Raw genomic sequence first — 15,188 nt, 5'->3', positions numbered from 1 at the left:
ATGCTCGCACTTGCCAACATCCGCGAGCGCTGGCGCAGCTTCGTCGCCGCGTTCCTCGCGATCGCCTTCGGTGTCGCCCTCATCGGCGTCACCCTCATCGTGTACGACTCGGCCCGCCCGCAGGTGCAGCCGCGCCTGGCCGGCGCCCCCGTCCTCCTCATCCCCCCGCAGGCCGTCAACGAGTCCGGCACCCCGCGGGACCGCGTGCCGTGGAGCGAGGCGGACGCCGCGGCGCTGGCCGGCAAGCTCGCCGGCGTCAACGGGATCGCCGGCACCGTCGTGGACCGCTCGTTCTACGCCCAGGCGTTCGTCGGCGGCCGCCCGGTCGCGGACGACATGGCGGAGGACGCGGGGCACGGCTGGTCGAGCACCCGGCTCGCCCCGTACGCCCTGGCCGCCGGCACCGCGCCCACCACGGCGGACGAGGTCGCGGTCGACGCCGCGCTCGGCGTTCCGCCGGGCGGGCGGCTACAGGTCAACCTGGCTGCGGGTCTGCGGCAGTTCACGGTATCCGGCACGGTTGACGGCCCGGGATTCTTCTTCACCGACGCGCACGCCGCGCAGCTCGACCCGGGTGTGCGGGCGATCGCCGTGCTGCCCGAGGAGTCGGCGGAACCGGCCACCGTGGCGAGGGACGCCGCGGGCGTCGTCGGCGCCGCCGGGTCGGTCGTCACCGGCGAGGAGCGGGCCGCGCTGGAACCCCAGTTCGTGGCGCACAAGCGGTTCCTCGGCACCCAGCTGATCGCCGCGATGGCGACGCTCGGCCTGTTCGTGACGATCTTCGTCGTCGGCGCCACCTTGGCGCTGGCCACGGCACAGCGCCGCCGCGAGATCGGCCTGCTGCGCACGATCGGCGCCCACCCGAGGCAGATCCGCTCGATGATCCTCGGCGAGGCCGCCGTCGTCGGCCTGGTGGGTGCGATCGTCGGCAGCCTCCTCGCCGTGCTGTTCGCGCCCCTGATGAAAGCGATCCTGGTCCGGCTCGACGTGACGCCGCCCGGCTTCGCGATCGAGGTGGCGGCGTGGCCGCTGCTGACCGCCACGGCGGTCGGCACGGGCGTCGCCGTGCTGGGCGCCTGGGCGGCGAGCCGGATGGCGGCGAAGGTGGCCCCGCTGGAGTCGCTGCTCGACGCCCAGGTGGAGAAGCGGCCCATGACCCGCGCCCGGTGGGCCTTCGGCCTGCTCGCGACGGGGCTCGGCACCCTGCTCGCGGTCCTGACCGCGGTGACGGGCGCCGACGACCGGATCAACATGGCGATGGGTGCCGCGATGGCGCTCATCGTGGCGGCGGCCCTGCTGGCCCCCGTGACGATCGGGCCTGCCGTGCGCGCCGTCACCGCGCCGATCACCCGCCGGTCCACGTCGGCCGGTCCCATGCTGGTCCGCGCCGAGCTGCTGAACGCGACCCGCCGGGCCGCGTCCACGGCGGCGCCGATCATCGCCGCGGTCGGGTTCGCGGTGCTGATCAGCGGCATGGTGGAGACGATGCGGACGGCGTACCCGGCCAGCGAGACCAAGAAGCTGGCCGGCCAGGTCCTCATCGCCCCGGACGGCACGCCCGGCCTGAGCGACGCGGTCGTCAAGGAGAACCCGGTCGGCAAGGCGGCGCTGCCCACCCGCATCTTCCTCGACCGGCCCGGGCACGGCCTGGCCGTCATCGACGCGCTCGGCTCCCGCGACCCGCGCTGGGACAAGCCGGGCGAGGCGGTCCTGGGCGAGGGCACGGCGAAGATGTTCGGGGTCACCGCGGGCCAAACCATCGACGTCCGGTTCATCGACGGGGAGACCGAGACCATCCGCGTCTCGCAGGTCCTGCCGGACGACCCGGGCCGCGGCGCCTTCGTCCTCTCCCGCGAGCTGGTCCGGTCGCACGACCGTGCGGCGCTCACCGACACCATCTTCATCCCGCAGGCGAACGCGCCGAAGACTGTGGCGGCCGGCGCCTCTCTGCACGACGCGGAGAGCTACGCCCTGGCCGACTACGACACCGACGCCCGCCTCACGACTAGCCTCGCGATGATGCTCATCGTGGTCGCGGTCGGCTACAGCGGCCTCGCGGTCGCCAACAGCATGGCCATGGCGGCCTACGGCCGGAAGACCGACTTCGCGGTCATGAGGTCGGCAGGCGGCACCGTGCGGCAGCTGATGGGCTTCGCGGTCGGCGAGACGGTCCTGGTGGTCGGCATCGGGGTGGCCCTCGGGCTGCTGGTCACGCTGCCCCCGCTCGCCGGCATGGCGTCGGGCCTGTCGGAGGTCACCGGCACGGACGTCTCAATCCAGCTCAGCGGCGGCGTGGTCGCCCTCGCGATCGTCGGCTCGCTGCTCATGGCGATCACCGCGAGCGCCGCGGTCACCTGGCGGGTCATCCGGCCCCGCGCGGTAGCGGCCGGCTGACCGGACCGGTCCGCCGCGGCGGACCGGCACACACCGGAGCCCGAGGCCGGCGGACCCCCGCCGCCGGCCTCGGGCTCCCTCCGTTCCCACGCCCTGCGGCCGTATAGAAACGGCGTAGCCCCCGGCGGTCTGCTGTGCCTCCACCGATCTCGATGTGGAGGCGATCAGCATGGTCGTTCGAGGGCTCCAGACATCCGCACGGTGGCTGCGGCCGTGCAACGACGTCGCCCTGCCGGCGAGCAACCTCGTGTGCCTGCCGTACGCCGGCGGCACCGCCCAGGCGTACCGGACGTGGCCGCGGGGGCTGCCCGCCGACGTGGCCGTGCATGCCGTGCAGTACCCCGGCCGGCAGGACCGGCTGCCCGAGCCCGCCGCGGCGTCCATCGCCGACCTGGCCAGGCCGATCGCCGACGAGCTGACCCCACTGCTCGGGGCGCCGCTTGTCCTGTTCGGGCACAGCATGGGCGCGATCGTGGCGTACGAGGTGACGCTGGAGTTGCAGCGCCGGCACGGGCCCGTCGTGGACCTGCTGGTCGCCTCCGGCTCGCGCGCCCCCGACCAGCGGGAACCCGGCGACAAACACCTGCTGACCGACGCCGCCCTGGTCGAGGAGATCAGCCGGGTCAACGCCTCCTTCGGCGACCTGCTCGCCGCACCCGAAGTGCTGGACCTGGTCCTGCCGACGATCCGGGCCGACTACCGGCTCATCGGCGGCTACGCCCGGGAGACCGTCGTACCGGTGCGTACGCCGCTGCTCGCGCTGGGCGGCCTCGCCGACGCCGGCCTCGAACGGGTCACCCCGCACACCTTCCGCAAGACCGTCGCCACCCTGATCGACAAGGAGGCCGACGCCAAAGGCGCCGCAGCCCAGCTCGGGCACGCCACCGAGCAGGTCACCAACAAGCACCACATCGTCAAACCCGCCCTCGCTCCGGACAGCTCCGACATCCTCGAACAGCTTGGGGCAGGTCCGGAGATCGTCGGCGCTACGCCTCAAGATCGTGGGAAGCGCCGGGCCAAGTAGACCCTGCACCCCCGCTGGCAGGTGTGCTGAACCTGATCGCCGGTAGGCGTTTCTGGGGGGTTTTCGGGGGCGATTCAAAACCACATCGATGAAAATGAAGCCCTGACCAGCGAACCCGCTGGTCAGGGCCTCTTTCTGAGCCGCCTGACGGAATCGAACCGTCGACCTACGCATTACGAGTGCGTCGCTCTAGCCGACTGAGCTAAGGCGGCAACAGCGCCCAAGTGTACGGCATCCTCGGGTCCCCGGCTCCACGGCCTGCCGTACCCGCCGGGCGGCCGGATGGCCCGCGGTGGCCGGCGCGACGGCCCGCGGGTCGGGGAACGGACAGTACCCGCGCAACGGCACGACTAGGCTCCCGGCGGTGACCGACGACCATCCCCACGACGGCACCCACCGGCCGGCCGCGCCGCAGACCGACCCGGCGCGGGTCCGCCCTCAGGTCCCAGCCCAGCCCACGGCCCCGAAACCGGACCACGGCGCCGCCGAACAGGCCGGCACCGAGCAGACCGGCGCAAAACCCGGGCAGACCGGCACGAAACAGACCGACACGAAACAGGCCGGCTCCGCGCGGACCGGCGCCGGGCTGTCGGATGATGCCGAGTACCGTCGCCGCCGGCCGCGGAGCCTGGATCCGCAGGAGTTGGGCTACACCCGGCGGGCCAGGGTGCCGTGGCTGGCGCCGCTGCTGCTGGTGATCACCGGGCTGCGGACCCTGCTGGCGCTGCTGTTCGGGGCGTACCTGGACAAGCGCGAGTTGCAGGGTTCGCTGCCGCATCGGATCCACCGGCAGGAGACCACGGACGGGGAACTGTGGTTCGACTACGTGGCCGACCTGGGCGACGGCTTCGACGCGACGTACTCGATCGCCTACCTGCTCTCCCGGCCGGAGCTGAGGATCGAGGGTCGGCCGCTGCCGCGGGGCCGGATGCTGGTGATGGGCGGCGACCAGGTGTATCCGACCGCCAGCGCGGCGGCGTACGAGGATCGGTGCAAGGGTCCGTACGAGTCGGCGCTGCCGCTGCCGCCGGCCGACGCCGGCACGCCGGAGCTGTTCGCGATTCCCGGCAATCATGACTGGTACGACGGGCTGACCGCGTTCCTGCGGCTGTTCGTCCGGTCCCGGGACGACAATATCGGCGGCTGGTGCACCCCGCAGACCCGGTCGTACTTCGCGATCGAGCTGCCGTCCGGTTGGTGGCTGCTGGGGTTGGACGGGCAGAGCGGGTCCTATCTGGACGATCCGCAGCTCACCTATTTTGAGCAGGTTGCGCGGCGGCTCGGTCCGGAGTCCAGGGTGATCCTGGCCACTCCCGAGCCGTCCTGGGTGAAGGCCGTCGACCACCCCGAGGCGTACGACTCGATCGACTATTTCGTCCGGAAGCTGATCGCGCCCACCGGCGCCCGGGTGGCGCTGATGCTCTCCGGCGACCTGCACCACTATGCCCGGTACACCGGTCCGGACCGGCAACTGATCACGTGCGGCGGTGGCGGCGCGTACCTCTATCCCACCCACCACCTGCCGGCCCGGATCCAGGTGCCGCCGCCGGACAGCCGCTCCCGCCGGGCCAGCGCGAGCCGGTCGTACGAGTTGGCCGGCCGCTTCCCCGACGCGGCCCGGTCCCGCCGGTACGCCTGGGGCATCTTCGGCCGGCTTCCGCTGCGCAACCCCGGTTTCGCCGCTCTGCTGGGCACCCTGCACACGCTGCTCATGCTGGCCATGGCCGGCGTCGCGGCGCACGGGACGGACGGCACCGAGCAGCGGCTGTTCAGCGTCCCGCTGATGGGCATGCTGCTGGTGACGATGCTCGGCGCGGCGTTCTTCGCCAAGCCGCCGACCGCGGGCGGCAAACGGCACGTGCGGCACTGGATCCTCGGCGTGACGCACGGGCTGACACATGTGGGGCTGGCCGCGGCCGGCACCTGGGCCTGGCTGCACCTGCCGTTCTACCAGTGGGAGTGGCCGCTGCCGGCGGTCGCCGCGGCCGTGCTGTACGGCCCGGTCTCCGGCTTCGTGGCCAGCGAACTGGTCGCCCTTTACCTGCTGGTGGCCGGCGCGTTCGGGGTCAATCTGAACGAGTTGTTCGCCGGCCAGGGCATCGAGGACAGCAAGGGCTTCCTGCGGCTGCACATCGCCGCGGACGGCTCGCTCACGGTGTATCCGCTCGCGGTGGATCGGGTCTGCCACCACTGGCGGGCCGACCCGGACGGGTCGCCGGAGGCCGCCTGGATCTTCCCGGAGGACCCGCTTGCGGTACGCCTCGCGGAGCCCCCGATCAGCGTGCGCTGACCGGGCACGCAACGGGGCCTCCGGCACCCGCCGGGGGCCCCTCTTCGCGGTCCGGCGCTCAGAACCGCTTGGCGAAGCTGACGAAGCCCTGCCACTGGGCGGGGCCGAAGGCCAGGGTGCCGCCGTCGCGGTCCTTGGTGTCGCGGACGAGGACGACGCCGGGCAGGTTGTCGGCGACCTCGACGCAGTTGCCACCTGCCGAGTTGCTCCGGGTGGACTTCCGCCACCGGGCGTTACTGAGGTCCATGGTTGTCCTCTGCTTCCTTGATCAGGGCACGGGACAGGTGCTCCGGGAGAGCGACGCCCCGCACGCCTTCCCACCTGGCCAGCAGCGTAGCCACCCGGTCCTCGCTGCCGACGACGGCGCCCCCCAGTTGGTCGTCCAGGTGGCCGATCCAGGTGCCGTCGGAGAGTCTGGCCAGGGCCAGCGGCCCGGACAGCCCGACGTGCAGGCCGGCGTCGGCCGGGATGACGTGCACGTGCACGTGCGGCAGGTCGGCCATGCGTTGCAGGTGCGCAAGCTGCTCGCCCATGATGGCGTCGGTGCGGCGCAGCGCCCCCTCGTCGATGACGAACACGGCCTGCGGCGGTCGCTCCCTGGTCAGCACCTCCTGCCGTTCCATTCGCGCGGCCACCTGCTGCTCGACCTCCCGCTCGGGGGCGGTGTCGATGAAGCGCAGCACCGCCCGCGCGTAGTTCTCGGTCTGGAGCAGCCCCGGGATCAGCATGGGATCGAAGTTCCGAAGCTGGATCGCCGCCCGCTCCGCCTCCAGCCAGGGCTTGAACCACGCCGGTAGGGCGTCCCGCTGTTGCGACCGCAACAGCGCCTCGAACAGTCCGCCGGTCTCCAGGATCTCGTCCGCGCGCCTGGCGTAGGGCAGATCGACCGGCCGCACCCCGGTCTCCACAGCGGACACCGTCGACGCCGAGTAGTTCGTCCGCCGGCCGAACTCCTCCTGGTTCATGCCGCGCAGTGCTCGCTGCCTGCGGAGTTGCCCGCGAAGCAGCAGATCGGAATTCCTCTCAGCCTCCAAGGTCCCTCCCGGGAATCGTGAAGATCACCAAGGGTTGCCGGGGTGCGGCCACAGCTTCCAGACCATCACCGAATGCGACCCGGACACCTGCTGACAGTAACGCCGCTCCGGCAAGAGTGGAGTGCGGCGGAACCGCTCGGGTCGATCGGCAATCGCCAGGGCGCAACCGCCGGGGCCGCCCCCGTCACCCAGTGGTCCCACAAACCGAGGGGGCGGCCCCGCTGGTCCCGACGAGGGACCACGAGGGAACACGAGGGAACAACGAGGGAACACGAGGGAACGAGGTGAGGCACGGTGCAACTACCCCACCGCGCGACGCGCCCGACGTGGAACTGCAGCTCCGGGTGCGGCGACTGGCCCTGCGAGCCGGCGCGCGAACGACTGCGCGAGATCTACGCGCACGACCCGGTCGGGCTGTCGGTGGTGATGGCCGACGACCTGTACGAGGCGGTCAAGGACCTGTGGCGGCTGCACCCGGACGGCCCGCCGACCAACCCCGACGATCTCTGGCGGCGGTTCGTCGCCTGGACCCGATCCCGCTCGCCGAGGCGAGCGGCCTCCTGACGCCGCCGGCCACCGGCGCGCCCGCACCGGGTCCGGCCGGGCGTACGGGTGCTACCGCCCGTCGAAGGCGCGGCGCGATCCGCAGACGTCCGACAGGGCGCAGCGAGCCGCCGACCCGTCCGAGAGCCGCCGTACGGCGACCGTCTCGCTGGGCTGGTGTCGGGACACCACTCTGGCCGGCCCCTGTGGGGTGTCGACCCGCTGACCCGGCGTCGGATACCTGCCGCCCTCGGCGTACAGCGGATGCTCGTACTTCAGGCAGCACATCAGCCGGCCGCAGGCACCGGAGATGCGCAGCGGGTTGAGCGGCAGGTCCTGGTCCTTGGCCATCCGGATCGTGACCGGCTCGAAGTCGGTGAGGAAGGTGGCGCAGCACAGGTCGCGGCCGCAGGAGCCGATGCCGCCCTGCACCCGGGCCGAGTCCCGGGCCGAGAGTTGCCGCAGCTCGACCCGGCAACGCAGGGTGGCGCCCAGGTCACGGACCAGCGACCGGAAGTCCACCCGGTGCGGGGCGGTGAAGTAGATGGTGGTCCGGCCGCCGGTGCCGGCCGGTTCGAGCACGTGGTCGACCGCCACCACCTTCATCGGCAGGCCGTGGTCGCGGATCAGCCGCTTGGCGGCGACCTTCGCCTCGGCCTTGCGTTGCCGCATCAGGTCGTCGCGGCGCAGATCCTCGTCGCCGGCGAGCCCGACCAGCCGGGGGAATCCGTCGGTGTCCTCACTGACCCACTGCGGGGCCCACACGCACTCGGCCACCTCGGGGCCGTCGTCGGTGGGCACCAGCACCCGGTCACCCACGGCGGGCCGCAGGTCTCCCGGGTCGAGGTAGTACAGGCGCCCGTACCGGTTGAAGCTGACCGCGCAGAGCATACCCATCGACCCACCATACGTCCGTTGCTGGCCGGGTCTCGCCCCCATACCGGCCGGCGTCCTGCCGCGGCCGGCCGCGCGGTCGAAGTCGGTCAGCCTTCCGGCTGAAAGGTCCGCTCAGCCGGAGACAAACGGCCTCGGCCAGCGTTGAGTGAGGCACAAGAACCTGCGGGGGGTGCAGGGAAGCCACGGCGTCGCAGCCGGAGCGTCGAGGGGTACGCCGCTCCTGAGCGCGACGCCGTCGGCTTGCACGGGACCGGTCGGCCCCGGTTACCGGAGCGGCCGGTCCCGGCCACCCTGTTTCGGCGCGGCCCACGCGATCCCGTTCCCACACGACCCGTTCCCGCACGATCCCGTTCCCGCACGATCCCGTTCCCGCACGGCCGGGTCAGCGCTGTTCCGGCGCTGCCCGTTCCCGCACGGCCCGGTCAGCGCTGTTCCGGCACGGCCCGGTCAGTGGCGGACCCGGGTGGTGCCGTCCCAGCGGTACGCCGGAGCGTCCGGCCCGGCATCCGGCGGCCCGCCCGGTTCGGGGCCGTAGCGGTCCAGCAGGTCGTCCCCGTCGCTCAGTACCTGGGCCACCGTGGCCAGCACCCGGACGCCGATCTCGGCGGCGGCGCGGGCCGCCGCACCGTCGGGCTCGGTCACCGCGGCGGTCGGAACCCCGCCGGTGCCGCCCGAGCCGGGCACCATCACGCCGCTGCCGCCCGAGCCGGGCACCATCACGCCGGTCCCGGCCGAGCCGAGCACCACCGCGACGGCCTCGGCCGAGCCGAGCACCTCCGCCAGGGTCCGGCTGAGCCGGTCGCGCGCCCGGTCTGCCCAGTCGGCGAGCGCCGCCGCGAAGTCGGCGGTGCGGTCGAGCCGACCGGTGAGCGAGTCGGCCTCCCCGCTGATCCGGCCGGCGAGGGCCGCCCGCCGGGCCGCGAACGCCTCCGCGCCCGGCCCCGCCCAGTCCACCGGCCCGGTCAGGCTGGCCGCGGCCGTCCCGTAGGCCCGCGCCGGCCGGCGCAGGGCGTCGGCGGCGTCCGCGGGTGGGCCGGGCCGGAGCGCCGCGACCGCCGCCGCGGCCGGTCCGGGCAGGGTGCCGGTACGCCGCACCAGCGGCCAGATCGGATGCTCGGGCGGCGCGCCGGCCCGGCCGAGCAGGTCGTCGACCCGGCCGAGCAGGTCGGCGGCCGGCCCGGCGAGCCGGTCGAGGGCGTCCATCACCGCTGCCCGGGATGCCGCTGCCGGGCCGCGTGATCGGTGCCGGCGTAGCCGTGCGCGGCGTCGCGTACCGCGTCCGCGGTGGTGGCCAGGTCGGCGGCGACCGCGTGGGCCTCGCGGACCCGGGCGTCGAGCGCGGCCGTCCAGCGGGCGTGCACGGCCCGGCCGAGTTCGCCGAGCCGGCCGGGGGCGTCGGCCGCCAGCGCGGCCGGCGCGAGGCCGGCCGCCGAGTGCAGCCCGGCCACCGCCTCGGTCAGCCGAGTGGCCTCCTGCGCCAGTCGCCGGGCAGCGAGTTGCAGACCGTCCATCTCACCCCTCCGCCAGTGGCCGGTACGCGCCGAAGGTCTCGGCGTGCAGCTTGTCGCGCGCCCAGCGGGCCGCGTCCGCGGCGCCGCTCACCGCCGAGCGGACCGAACGGGCGACGTCGGCGGGGGCGCGCCCGTGCAGCCCGGCCAGCAGCCGTACGTCGGTGATGGTCCCCTCGCCGGTGACGTCGATCTCCACCAGGCCGTCCGGGGAGCGGACGGTCACCGCCAGCTTCCGCACCGCCCGGTCGAACTCGGCCCGTAACGTCTCGATCCGGCGGTATCGCGCGACCGCCTCCTCGATCCAGGCTTCGTCGATCTCGCGCCCCATCGGCCGGACCCTCCTCCCGCCCGGACGCCGGCACCGTTCACGGAACGTGCCACGCCCGTCGCGCTACGCCGAGGGAACCGTACCGGTCGATACCGGGCCGCGGAAGGCCCGCCGCGTCAGCCTGTGGATAACTCGGGTCGGCAACAGGCCGGCGACGGATCGGCCAAGGGCCGGTCGCGGATCGACCGCGGTCGGTCGCGGATCGGTCGCGGGTCAGCCGCGCCACAGGGCGAGCATCATGGACTCGACCGCGATCCGGGGCTTGACGTTCGCCTCGATCGCCGTCCGGCACGCCAGCACCGCCTCCAGGCGGCGCAGGGTGGCGTCGGGAGTCCATTTCTCGGCCGCGGTGCGCGCCATTTCGGTGACGTCGGTGTGCACCGGCGAGACCGGGGCGCGCATGCCGACGGCCAGCACGTCCCGGTAGAACCCGGCGAGGTCGACCAGCGCCCGGTCCAGCGCGTCCCGCTGCGCTCGGGTGGCCCGCGACTTCTGCCGCTTCTCCAGTTCCTTGAGCTGCCCGGCGGCGCCCCGGAACGCACCGGCGGCGCCCCGGCCGGTGCCGCCGGCGCCCAGCGCGGTCTCCAGCGCCGTCCGTTCCCCGGCGTCGAGGTCGGCGACCGACGCGACGGCCTCGGCCTCGGCCGCCTCGATCAGCGCCGATGCCGCGTCGAAGCAGGCACCCACCCCGGTCAGCCGGCGGGGTACGCCGAGGACGGCGTCCCGCCGCTTGCGCGCCTCGGCGTCGCGGGCCAGCCGGCGGGCCCGGCCCACGTGTCCCTGAGCGGCGGCGGCCGCCCAGTGGGCCGTCTCGGCCGGTACCCCGTCCCGTTCGGTCAGCACGGTGGCCACGGCGGCGGCGGGCGGCTGGCGCAGCGGCACGACCCGGCAGCGCGAGCGGATCGTGACGGAGACGTCGTCCGGGTGGGTGGACGGGGTGCAGAGCAGGAAGACGGTCCGCGGCGGCGGCTCCTCGATGGCCTTGAGCAGGGCGTTTCCGGCCGCCTCGGTGAGCCGGTCGGCGTCCTCGATGACCACCACCTGCCACCGCCCGCCCGCCGGGGCGCTGGCCGCGCGGAGCACGAGGGTACGGATCTCGGTCACCGGGATGGACAGCCCTTCGGGCACCACGAACCGCACGTCGGCGTGGGTTCCGGACAGCGTCGTGTGGCAGCCGGGGCAGTGCCCGCAGCCGGTCCCGTTGACGCACTGGAGGGCGGCCGCGAAGGCCCGGGCGGCGACCGAGCGGCCCGAGCCGGGCGGGCCGGTGAAGATCCAGGCGTGCGTCATGGCGGGGCCGCCGGCGGCGGCCGCGCGCAGGGTCGCGACGGCCTCCTCCTGCCCCACCAGATCGGCGAAGACGTCCGGCATCAGCGCCGGGTCCCCAGTTCGCGGTCCGCGGCCAAGGACGCGGCCCGCCGGGGTGCCGGCGGCTCCAGATCGTCGTCGGCATCGGCCGGTGGACTCAGGTCACCGGCGGTGAACTGCTGTAACTCGGCGTCGGATAACTTCGGTTCCACCGAGGTGTCCGGCGGGCGGGCCGGGTCCGGGTGTTCGGCGGCGTCCGGGTCGGCGAAGAGTTCGCCCACCCGGGCCGCCACGGCCCGGGTGAGTTCCGCAGCCGGCTGGCCGGCGTCCAGGACCAGGTAGCGACGCGGATCGGCGGCGGCGAGGTCGAGGAAGGCGAGCCGGACCCGCTCGTGGAAGTCGGTCGACTCGGCCTCCAGCCGGTCGGCGTCGCCGCCGCGGGCGGCGACCCGGGCCAGGCCGACGGCCGGCTCGACGTCCAGCACGACGACCAGGTCGGGCTTGAGCCCGCCGGTCGCCCAGGAGGAGAGCCAGGACACCTCCTCGGCCGGCAGGATCCGGCCGGCGCCCTGGTACGCGAGCGACGAGTCGACGTACCGGTCGCTGATCACGACGGCGCCCCGGGCCAGGGCCGGGCGGACCACCGTGGCGACGTGCTGTGCCCGGTCGGCGGCGTACAGCAGGGCCTCGGCGCGGGGTGACAGCGGGTCGCCGCCCGGGTGGTCGAGCACCAGCCCGCGGATCCGCCGCCCCACGTCGGTGGCGCCCGGTTCCCGGGTGAGCAGCACCTCGCGGCCCTGCCCGCGCAGCGCGGCGGCGAGCGCCTCGGCCTGGGTGGACTTGCCGGCCCCCTCCCCGCCCTCGAAGACCAGGAAGAATCCGGCCGAGGTGAACGGTTCGGCCGGGGCCAGCGGACGGCCGCGGATGGACCCCCACAGGTCGGCCAGGACCGGTACGCCGGCCTTGTCGTCCATCTGCCGGAACGCGCTGATCCCGGCGAAGATCCCGGCGACACCGGCGGCCAGCAGCAGCAGTCGGGTCGAGGAGACCGAGATGCCCAGGTCGGCGATGTTGAGCTGGCGCGAGCCGCCGATGCCGACCAGCAGGCTGCTCAGCGAGATGGCGAGCATCAGCACCAGCCGGGTGCCGGTCTGCACCACGGCGAAGACCCGGCCCCGCACGTCGTCGGCGATCTCGCCCCCCAGCAGCGTCGTACCGGCCAGGAAGGCCATCCCGGCGCCGGCGCCCACCAGGATCGCCCCGAGGATGGCCATCGACAGGTGGATGGCCACGGCCAGGAACAGCACGGACGCGCTGGCCAGCACGATGCTGACGCCGAACCAGCGGCGCCGGGACATGTCCCGCACGATCATCGGGCCGAGCCCGATGCCCACCGCCAGCCCCACGAAGATCGCCCCGAACAGCAGCGAGAAGGCGGCGTCGCCGGCGCTGAGCGACAGGGTGAAGAACTTGGCGGTGCCGATCACGATGCCGCCGCCGGCGAACGCGCCGAAGATGCCCAGGACCAGGCCGCGGACCAGCGGGCTGCGGCCGATGAACTTCCAGCCGTCCACGAACTGCCGCAGCACGCTCTCCTGCGCCGGGCCCTTGCTCCCGCCCCGGCCGGTGGCGCTGATCTCCTTGATCCCGAACAGCACCACCAGCGCGGTGGCCAGCCGGGACAGCGCGTTGATGTAGAGCGCGATCTGCGCGGGCTGGGCCCAGCCGGGCATTTCCCCGCCGGTGACGCCCCGGACGCTGACGTCGAGCACCGAGAGGCTGATGGCCGCGAACACCGGAGTGATCCCGTACGTGGTGATCAGCGTGAGCTGGTTGGCCGTCTCCAGCCGGGAGCGCGGGATCAGGTTGGGGACCGCGGCCTCCTTGGCCGGGATCCAGATCAGCGTGATCGACTCGATCAGGAAGGTGGCGATGGCCGCCCAGCCGACGACGAGGCCGCCGTTGAGGCCCGAGAGCGCCACCAAAGGAATCGACGCAAACAGGACGAACCGGAGCAGATCACAGATGACCATCGTGTAGCGCCGGTCGAACCGGTCGGCCAGTACCCCCGCGACCGGGCCGAGCACCAGCGCCGGCAGCAGCCGGACCGCGATCACCGAGCCGAAGGCGGCGCCCTTCGCGGCGCTGCCGCTGACCTGGGCCTCGGCAAACAGCGAGGTGGCCAGCAGGCCGAGCCAGTCGCCGAACGAGGCGACCCCCAGCACGATCCAGAGCCGCCGGAACGCCCTACGCCGCAGGACCGACCGCAGGGCCCGGAATCCCGAGTGCTCGACAGCGGCTCGCGGCGGTACGGATGGACCCGCCAGAGCATCGTCCCCGTCGGGTCTTCCGTTGTTGATGTCGATGGCCGTACCTCCGCGTGCCGGCCCAGCGCTGGGCTCCCCCGACCTGTCACTCTAGCCGCGCCGGGATCCCGTCCGGCCCCGACATTCCCCTGATCCACCAGCCTAGGGGGGCGGGGCGAGCCACCCGGCCGCGGTCCGTAAATGAAGGAGATTCACTTTGTCGGCTCAATTGGCTAGCGTGCAGACGTGACTCCCCGACGTGCCGTGCCGCCCGGACGGGCGGACCGAAGCGCCGGCCAGCGCGAGCGGCTGGACGCGGCCACAGCCGGTCTCGAACCGCCGCTGGCGGTGATCGACCGGGTGGCGTTCGACACCAACGCGGCCGACCTGGTTGACCGGGCCGGCGGCAAACCCCTGCGGGTGGCCAGCAAATCCGTCCGGTGCCGGGCGCTGCTGACCCGGGTGCTCGGCCAGCCGGGCTGGCACGGGGTGCTGGCGTACACGCTCGCCGAGGCGATCTGGCTGGTCCGGACCGGCTGCACCGACGACGCCGTGGTGGGCTACCCCACCGCCGACCGGACCGCGCTCGAACGCCTGGCCGCCGACGAGGAACTCGCCGCGGCGGTGACCCTCATGGTGGACGGCCCCGAGCAGCTCGATCTGGTGGACTCGGTCGTCGCCCCGCAACTGCGGCCCGCGCTGCGACTCTGCATCGACCTGGACGCCTCCTGGCGACCGCTGGGCGGCGGCCCGGGTGCGCGGCTGCACCTGGGCGTGCGCCGCTCCCCGGTGCACAGCGCCGCGGCGGCCGGCAGGCTGGCCGCCCTGATCACGGCCCGCCCCGGCTTCCGGCTGGTCGGCGTCATGTCGTACGAGGCGCAGGTCGCCGGCCTCGGCGACGCGCCGCCGGGACACCCGCTGCGGGGCGCCGCGATCCGGGCCATGCAGCGCCGGTCGTACCCGGAACTCGCGGCCCGTCGTGCGGCGGCGGTGGCCGCGGTCCGCGACCACGCCGACCTGGAGTTCGTCAACGGCGGCGGCACCGGCAGCGTGGGGCTGACCGGCGCGGACCCGGCCGTCACCGAGGTCACCGCCGGCTCCGGCCTGTACGGGCCGACGCTGTTCGACGGTTACCGGGCGTGGCGCCCGCGGCCCGCCGCGTTCTTCGCGCTACCCGTCGTCCGGCGGCCCGGACCCGGCTTCGTCACCGTCCTCGGCGGCGGTTGGGTCGCCTCCGGTCCGGCCGAGCCGAGCCGGTTGCCGACCCCCTGGCTGCCGGAGGGTCTCCGGCTCGTCGGCACCGAGGGCGCCGGGGAGGTGCAGACCCCGCTGGCCGGTCCGGCCGCCGACCGGCTGGCGGTCGGCGACCGGGTCTGGTTCCGGCACGCCAAGGCGGGTGAGCTGGCCGAGCACGTCGATGACCTGCACCTGGTGGCCGGTGACCGGCTGGTGGACACCGTTCCCACCTACCGCGGCGAGGGGCACGCGTACCTCTGACCGGGGCCGGCCCGCGTCCGACGCCGGCCGGCGTCGGACGCGCCGGGCCAGCGTGG

General features: G+C 74.0%; 13 protein-coding genes and 1 tRNA gene. 5 read left to right on the top strand and 9 right to left on the bottom strand.

From position 1 onward, the window contains the following. Both CIK06_RS02350 and CIK06_RS30490 read left to right on the top strand, forming a co-directional pair. Positions 1–2,394, top strand: a complete 2,394-nt coding sequence (locus CIK06_RS02350) for an ABC transporter permease (protein ID WP_095563422.1) — start codon at positions 1–3, stop codon at positions 2,392–2,394. A 169-nt stretch (positions 2,395–2,563) separates the two neighbouring features. Next, complete coding sequence (locus CIK06_RS30490) at positions 2,564–3,418, top strand: thioesterase II family protein (RefSeq protein WP_095567504.1); 855 nt, start codon at positions 2,564–2,566, stop codon at positions 3,416–3,418. Between the two features lie 138 nt (positions 3,419–3,556). On the opposite strand, the gene CIK06_RS02340 is transcribed toward CIK06_RS30490, so the two are convergent. Beyond that, positions 3,557–3,630, bottom strand: a tRNA-Thr gene (locus tag CIK06_RS02340). Positions 3,631–4,004: 374 nt separating this feature from the next. Between CIK06_RS02340 and CIK06_RS02335 the strand changes: the two genes are divergently transcribed. Then, positions 4,005–5,708 carry a metallophosphoesterase gene (locus CIK06_RS02335; RefSeq protein ID WP_095567503.1) on the top strand — a complete coding sequence of 568 codons (1,704 nt, stop codon included), beginning with the start codon at positions 4,005–4,007 and terminating at the stop codon, positions 5,706–5,708. A gap of 58 nt (positions 5,709–5,766) precedes the next feature. Here CIK06_RS02335 and CIK06_RS02330 read toward each other — a convergent pair whose 3' ends face one another. Together CIK06_RS02330 and CIK06_RS02325 are read right to left on the bottom strand one after the other, a co-directional pair. After that, a complete protein-coding gene (locus CIK06_RS02330; protein ID WP_095563421.1) occupies positions 5,767–5,955 on the bottom strand; it encodes a DUF397 domain-containing protein in 189 nt (62 codons plus the stop codon). Further along, positions 5,942–6,742 carry a helix-turn-helix transcriptional regulator gene (locus CIK06_RS02325; RefSeq protein WP_095563420.1) on the bottom strand — a complete coding sequence of 267 codons (801 nt, stop codon included), beginning with the start codon at positions 6,740–6,742 and terminating at the stop codon, positions 5,942–5,944. Before CIK06_RS02325 ends, CIK06_RS02330 begins: the two co-directional genes overlap by 14 nt. Before the next feature lie 294 nt (positions 6,743–7,036). Here CIK06_RS02325 and CIK06_RS02320 point away from each other — a divergent pair, with 294 nt between their 5' ends. Further along, positions 7,037–7,306: a hypothetical protein gene (locus CIK06_RS02320; RefSeq protein ID WP_095563419.1), complete on the top strand. Its 270-nt coding sequence runs from the start codon at positions 7,037–7,039 to the stop codon at positions 7,304–7,306. Positions 7,307–7,357: 51 nt separating this feature from the next. Here CIK06_RS02320 and CIK06_RS02315 read toward each other — a convergent pair whose 3' ends face one another. The 6 genes from CIK06_RS02315 to tmk form a co-directional block, all read right to left on the bottom strand. Continuing rightward, entirely contained in the window at positions 7,358–8,182 is an 825-nt protein-coding gene (locus CIK06_RS02315) for a regulatory iron-sulfur-containing complex subunit RicT (protein ID WP_095563418.1), read from the bottom strand. Positions 8,183–8,629: 447 nt separating this feature from the next. Continuing rightward, the gene (locus CIK06_RS02310; RefSeq protein ID WP_157756567.1) at positions 8,630–9,385 is read right to left on the bottom strand and encodes a hypothetical protein; all 756 of its coding nucleotides are present in this window, start codon (positions 9,383–9,385) and stop codon (positions 8,630–8,632) included. Beyond that, positions 9,385–9,693 carry a hypothetical protein gene (locus CIK06_RS02305; protein ID WP_095563416.1) on the bottom strand — a complete coding sequence of 103 codons (309 nt, stop codon included), beginning with the start codon at positions 9,691–9,693 and terminating at the stop codon, positions 9,385–9,387. Before CIK06_RS02305 ends, CIK06_RS02310 begins: the two co-directional genes overlap by 1 nt. Position 9,694: 1 nt before the next feature. Then, a complete protein-coding gene (locus tag CIK06_RS02300; RefSeq protein WP_095563415.1) occupies positions 9,695–10,021 on the bottom strand; it encodes a YbaB/EbfC family nucleoid-associated protein in 327 nt (108 codons plus the stop codon). A gap of 213 nt (positions 10,022–10,234) precedes the next feature. Continuing rightward, entirely contained in the window at positions 10,235–11,392 is a 1,158-nt protein-coding gene (locus CIK06_RS02295; protein WP_095563414.1) for a DNA polymerase III subunit delta', read from the bottom strand. Then, the gene (gene tmk / locus CIK06_RS02290) at positions 11,392–13,554 is read right to left on the bottom strand and encodes a dTMP kinase (RefSeq protein ID WP_095563413.1); all 2,163 of its coding nucleotides are present in this window, start codon (positions 13,552–13,554) and stop codon (positions 11,392–11,394) included. The genes CIK06_RS02295 and tmk overlap by 1 nt, the downstream gene beginning before the upstream one ends. 327 nt (positions 13,555–13,881) lie before the next feature. On the opposite strand from tmk, the gene CIK06_RS02285 reads away from it, so the two are divergent. After that, on the top strand, positions 13,882–15,132 hold the full coding sequence (locus CIK06_RS02285; RefSeq protein WP_232533969.1) for an amino acid deaminase/aldolase: 1,251 nt from the start codon (positions 13,882–13,884) through the stop codon (positions 15,130–15,132). Positions 15,133–15,188: the final 56 nt, after the last annotated feature.

The sequence above is a fragment of the Plantactinospora sp. KBS50 genome (assembly GCF_002285795.1).
GTDB lineage: Bacteria > Actinomycetota > Actinomycetes > Mycobacteriales > Micromonosporaceae > KBS50.
Note: the sequence above shows the minus strand (reverse complement) of the source record. Positions and strands in the feature narration are given on the sequence as shown.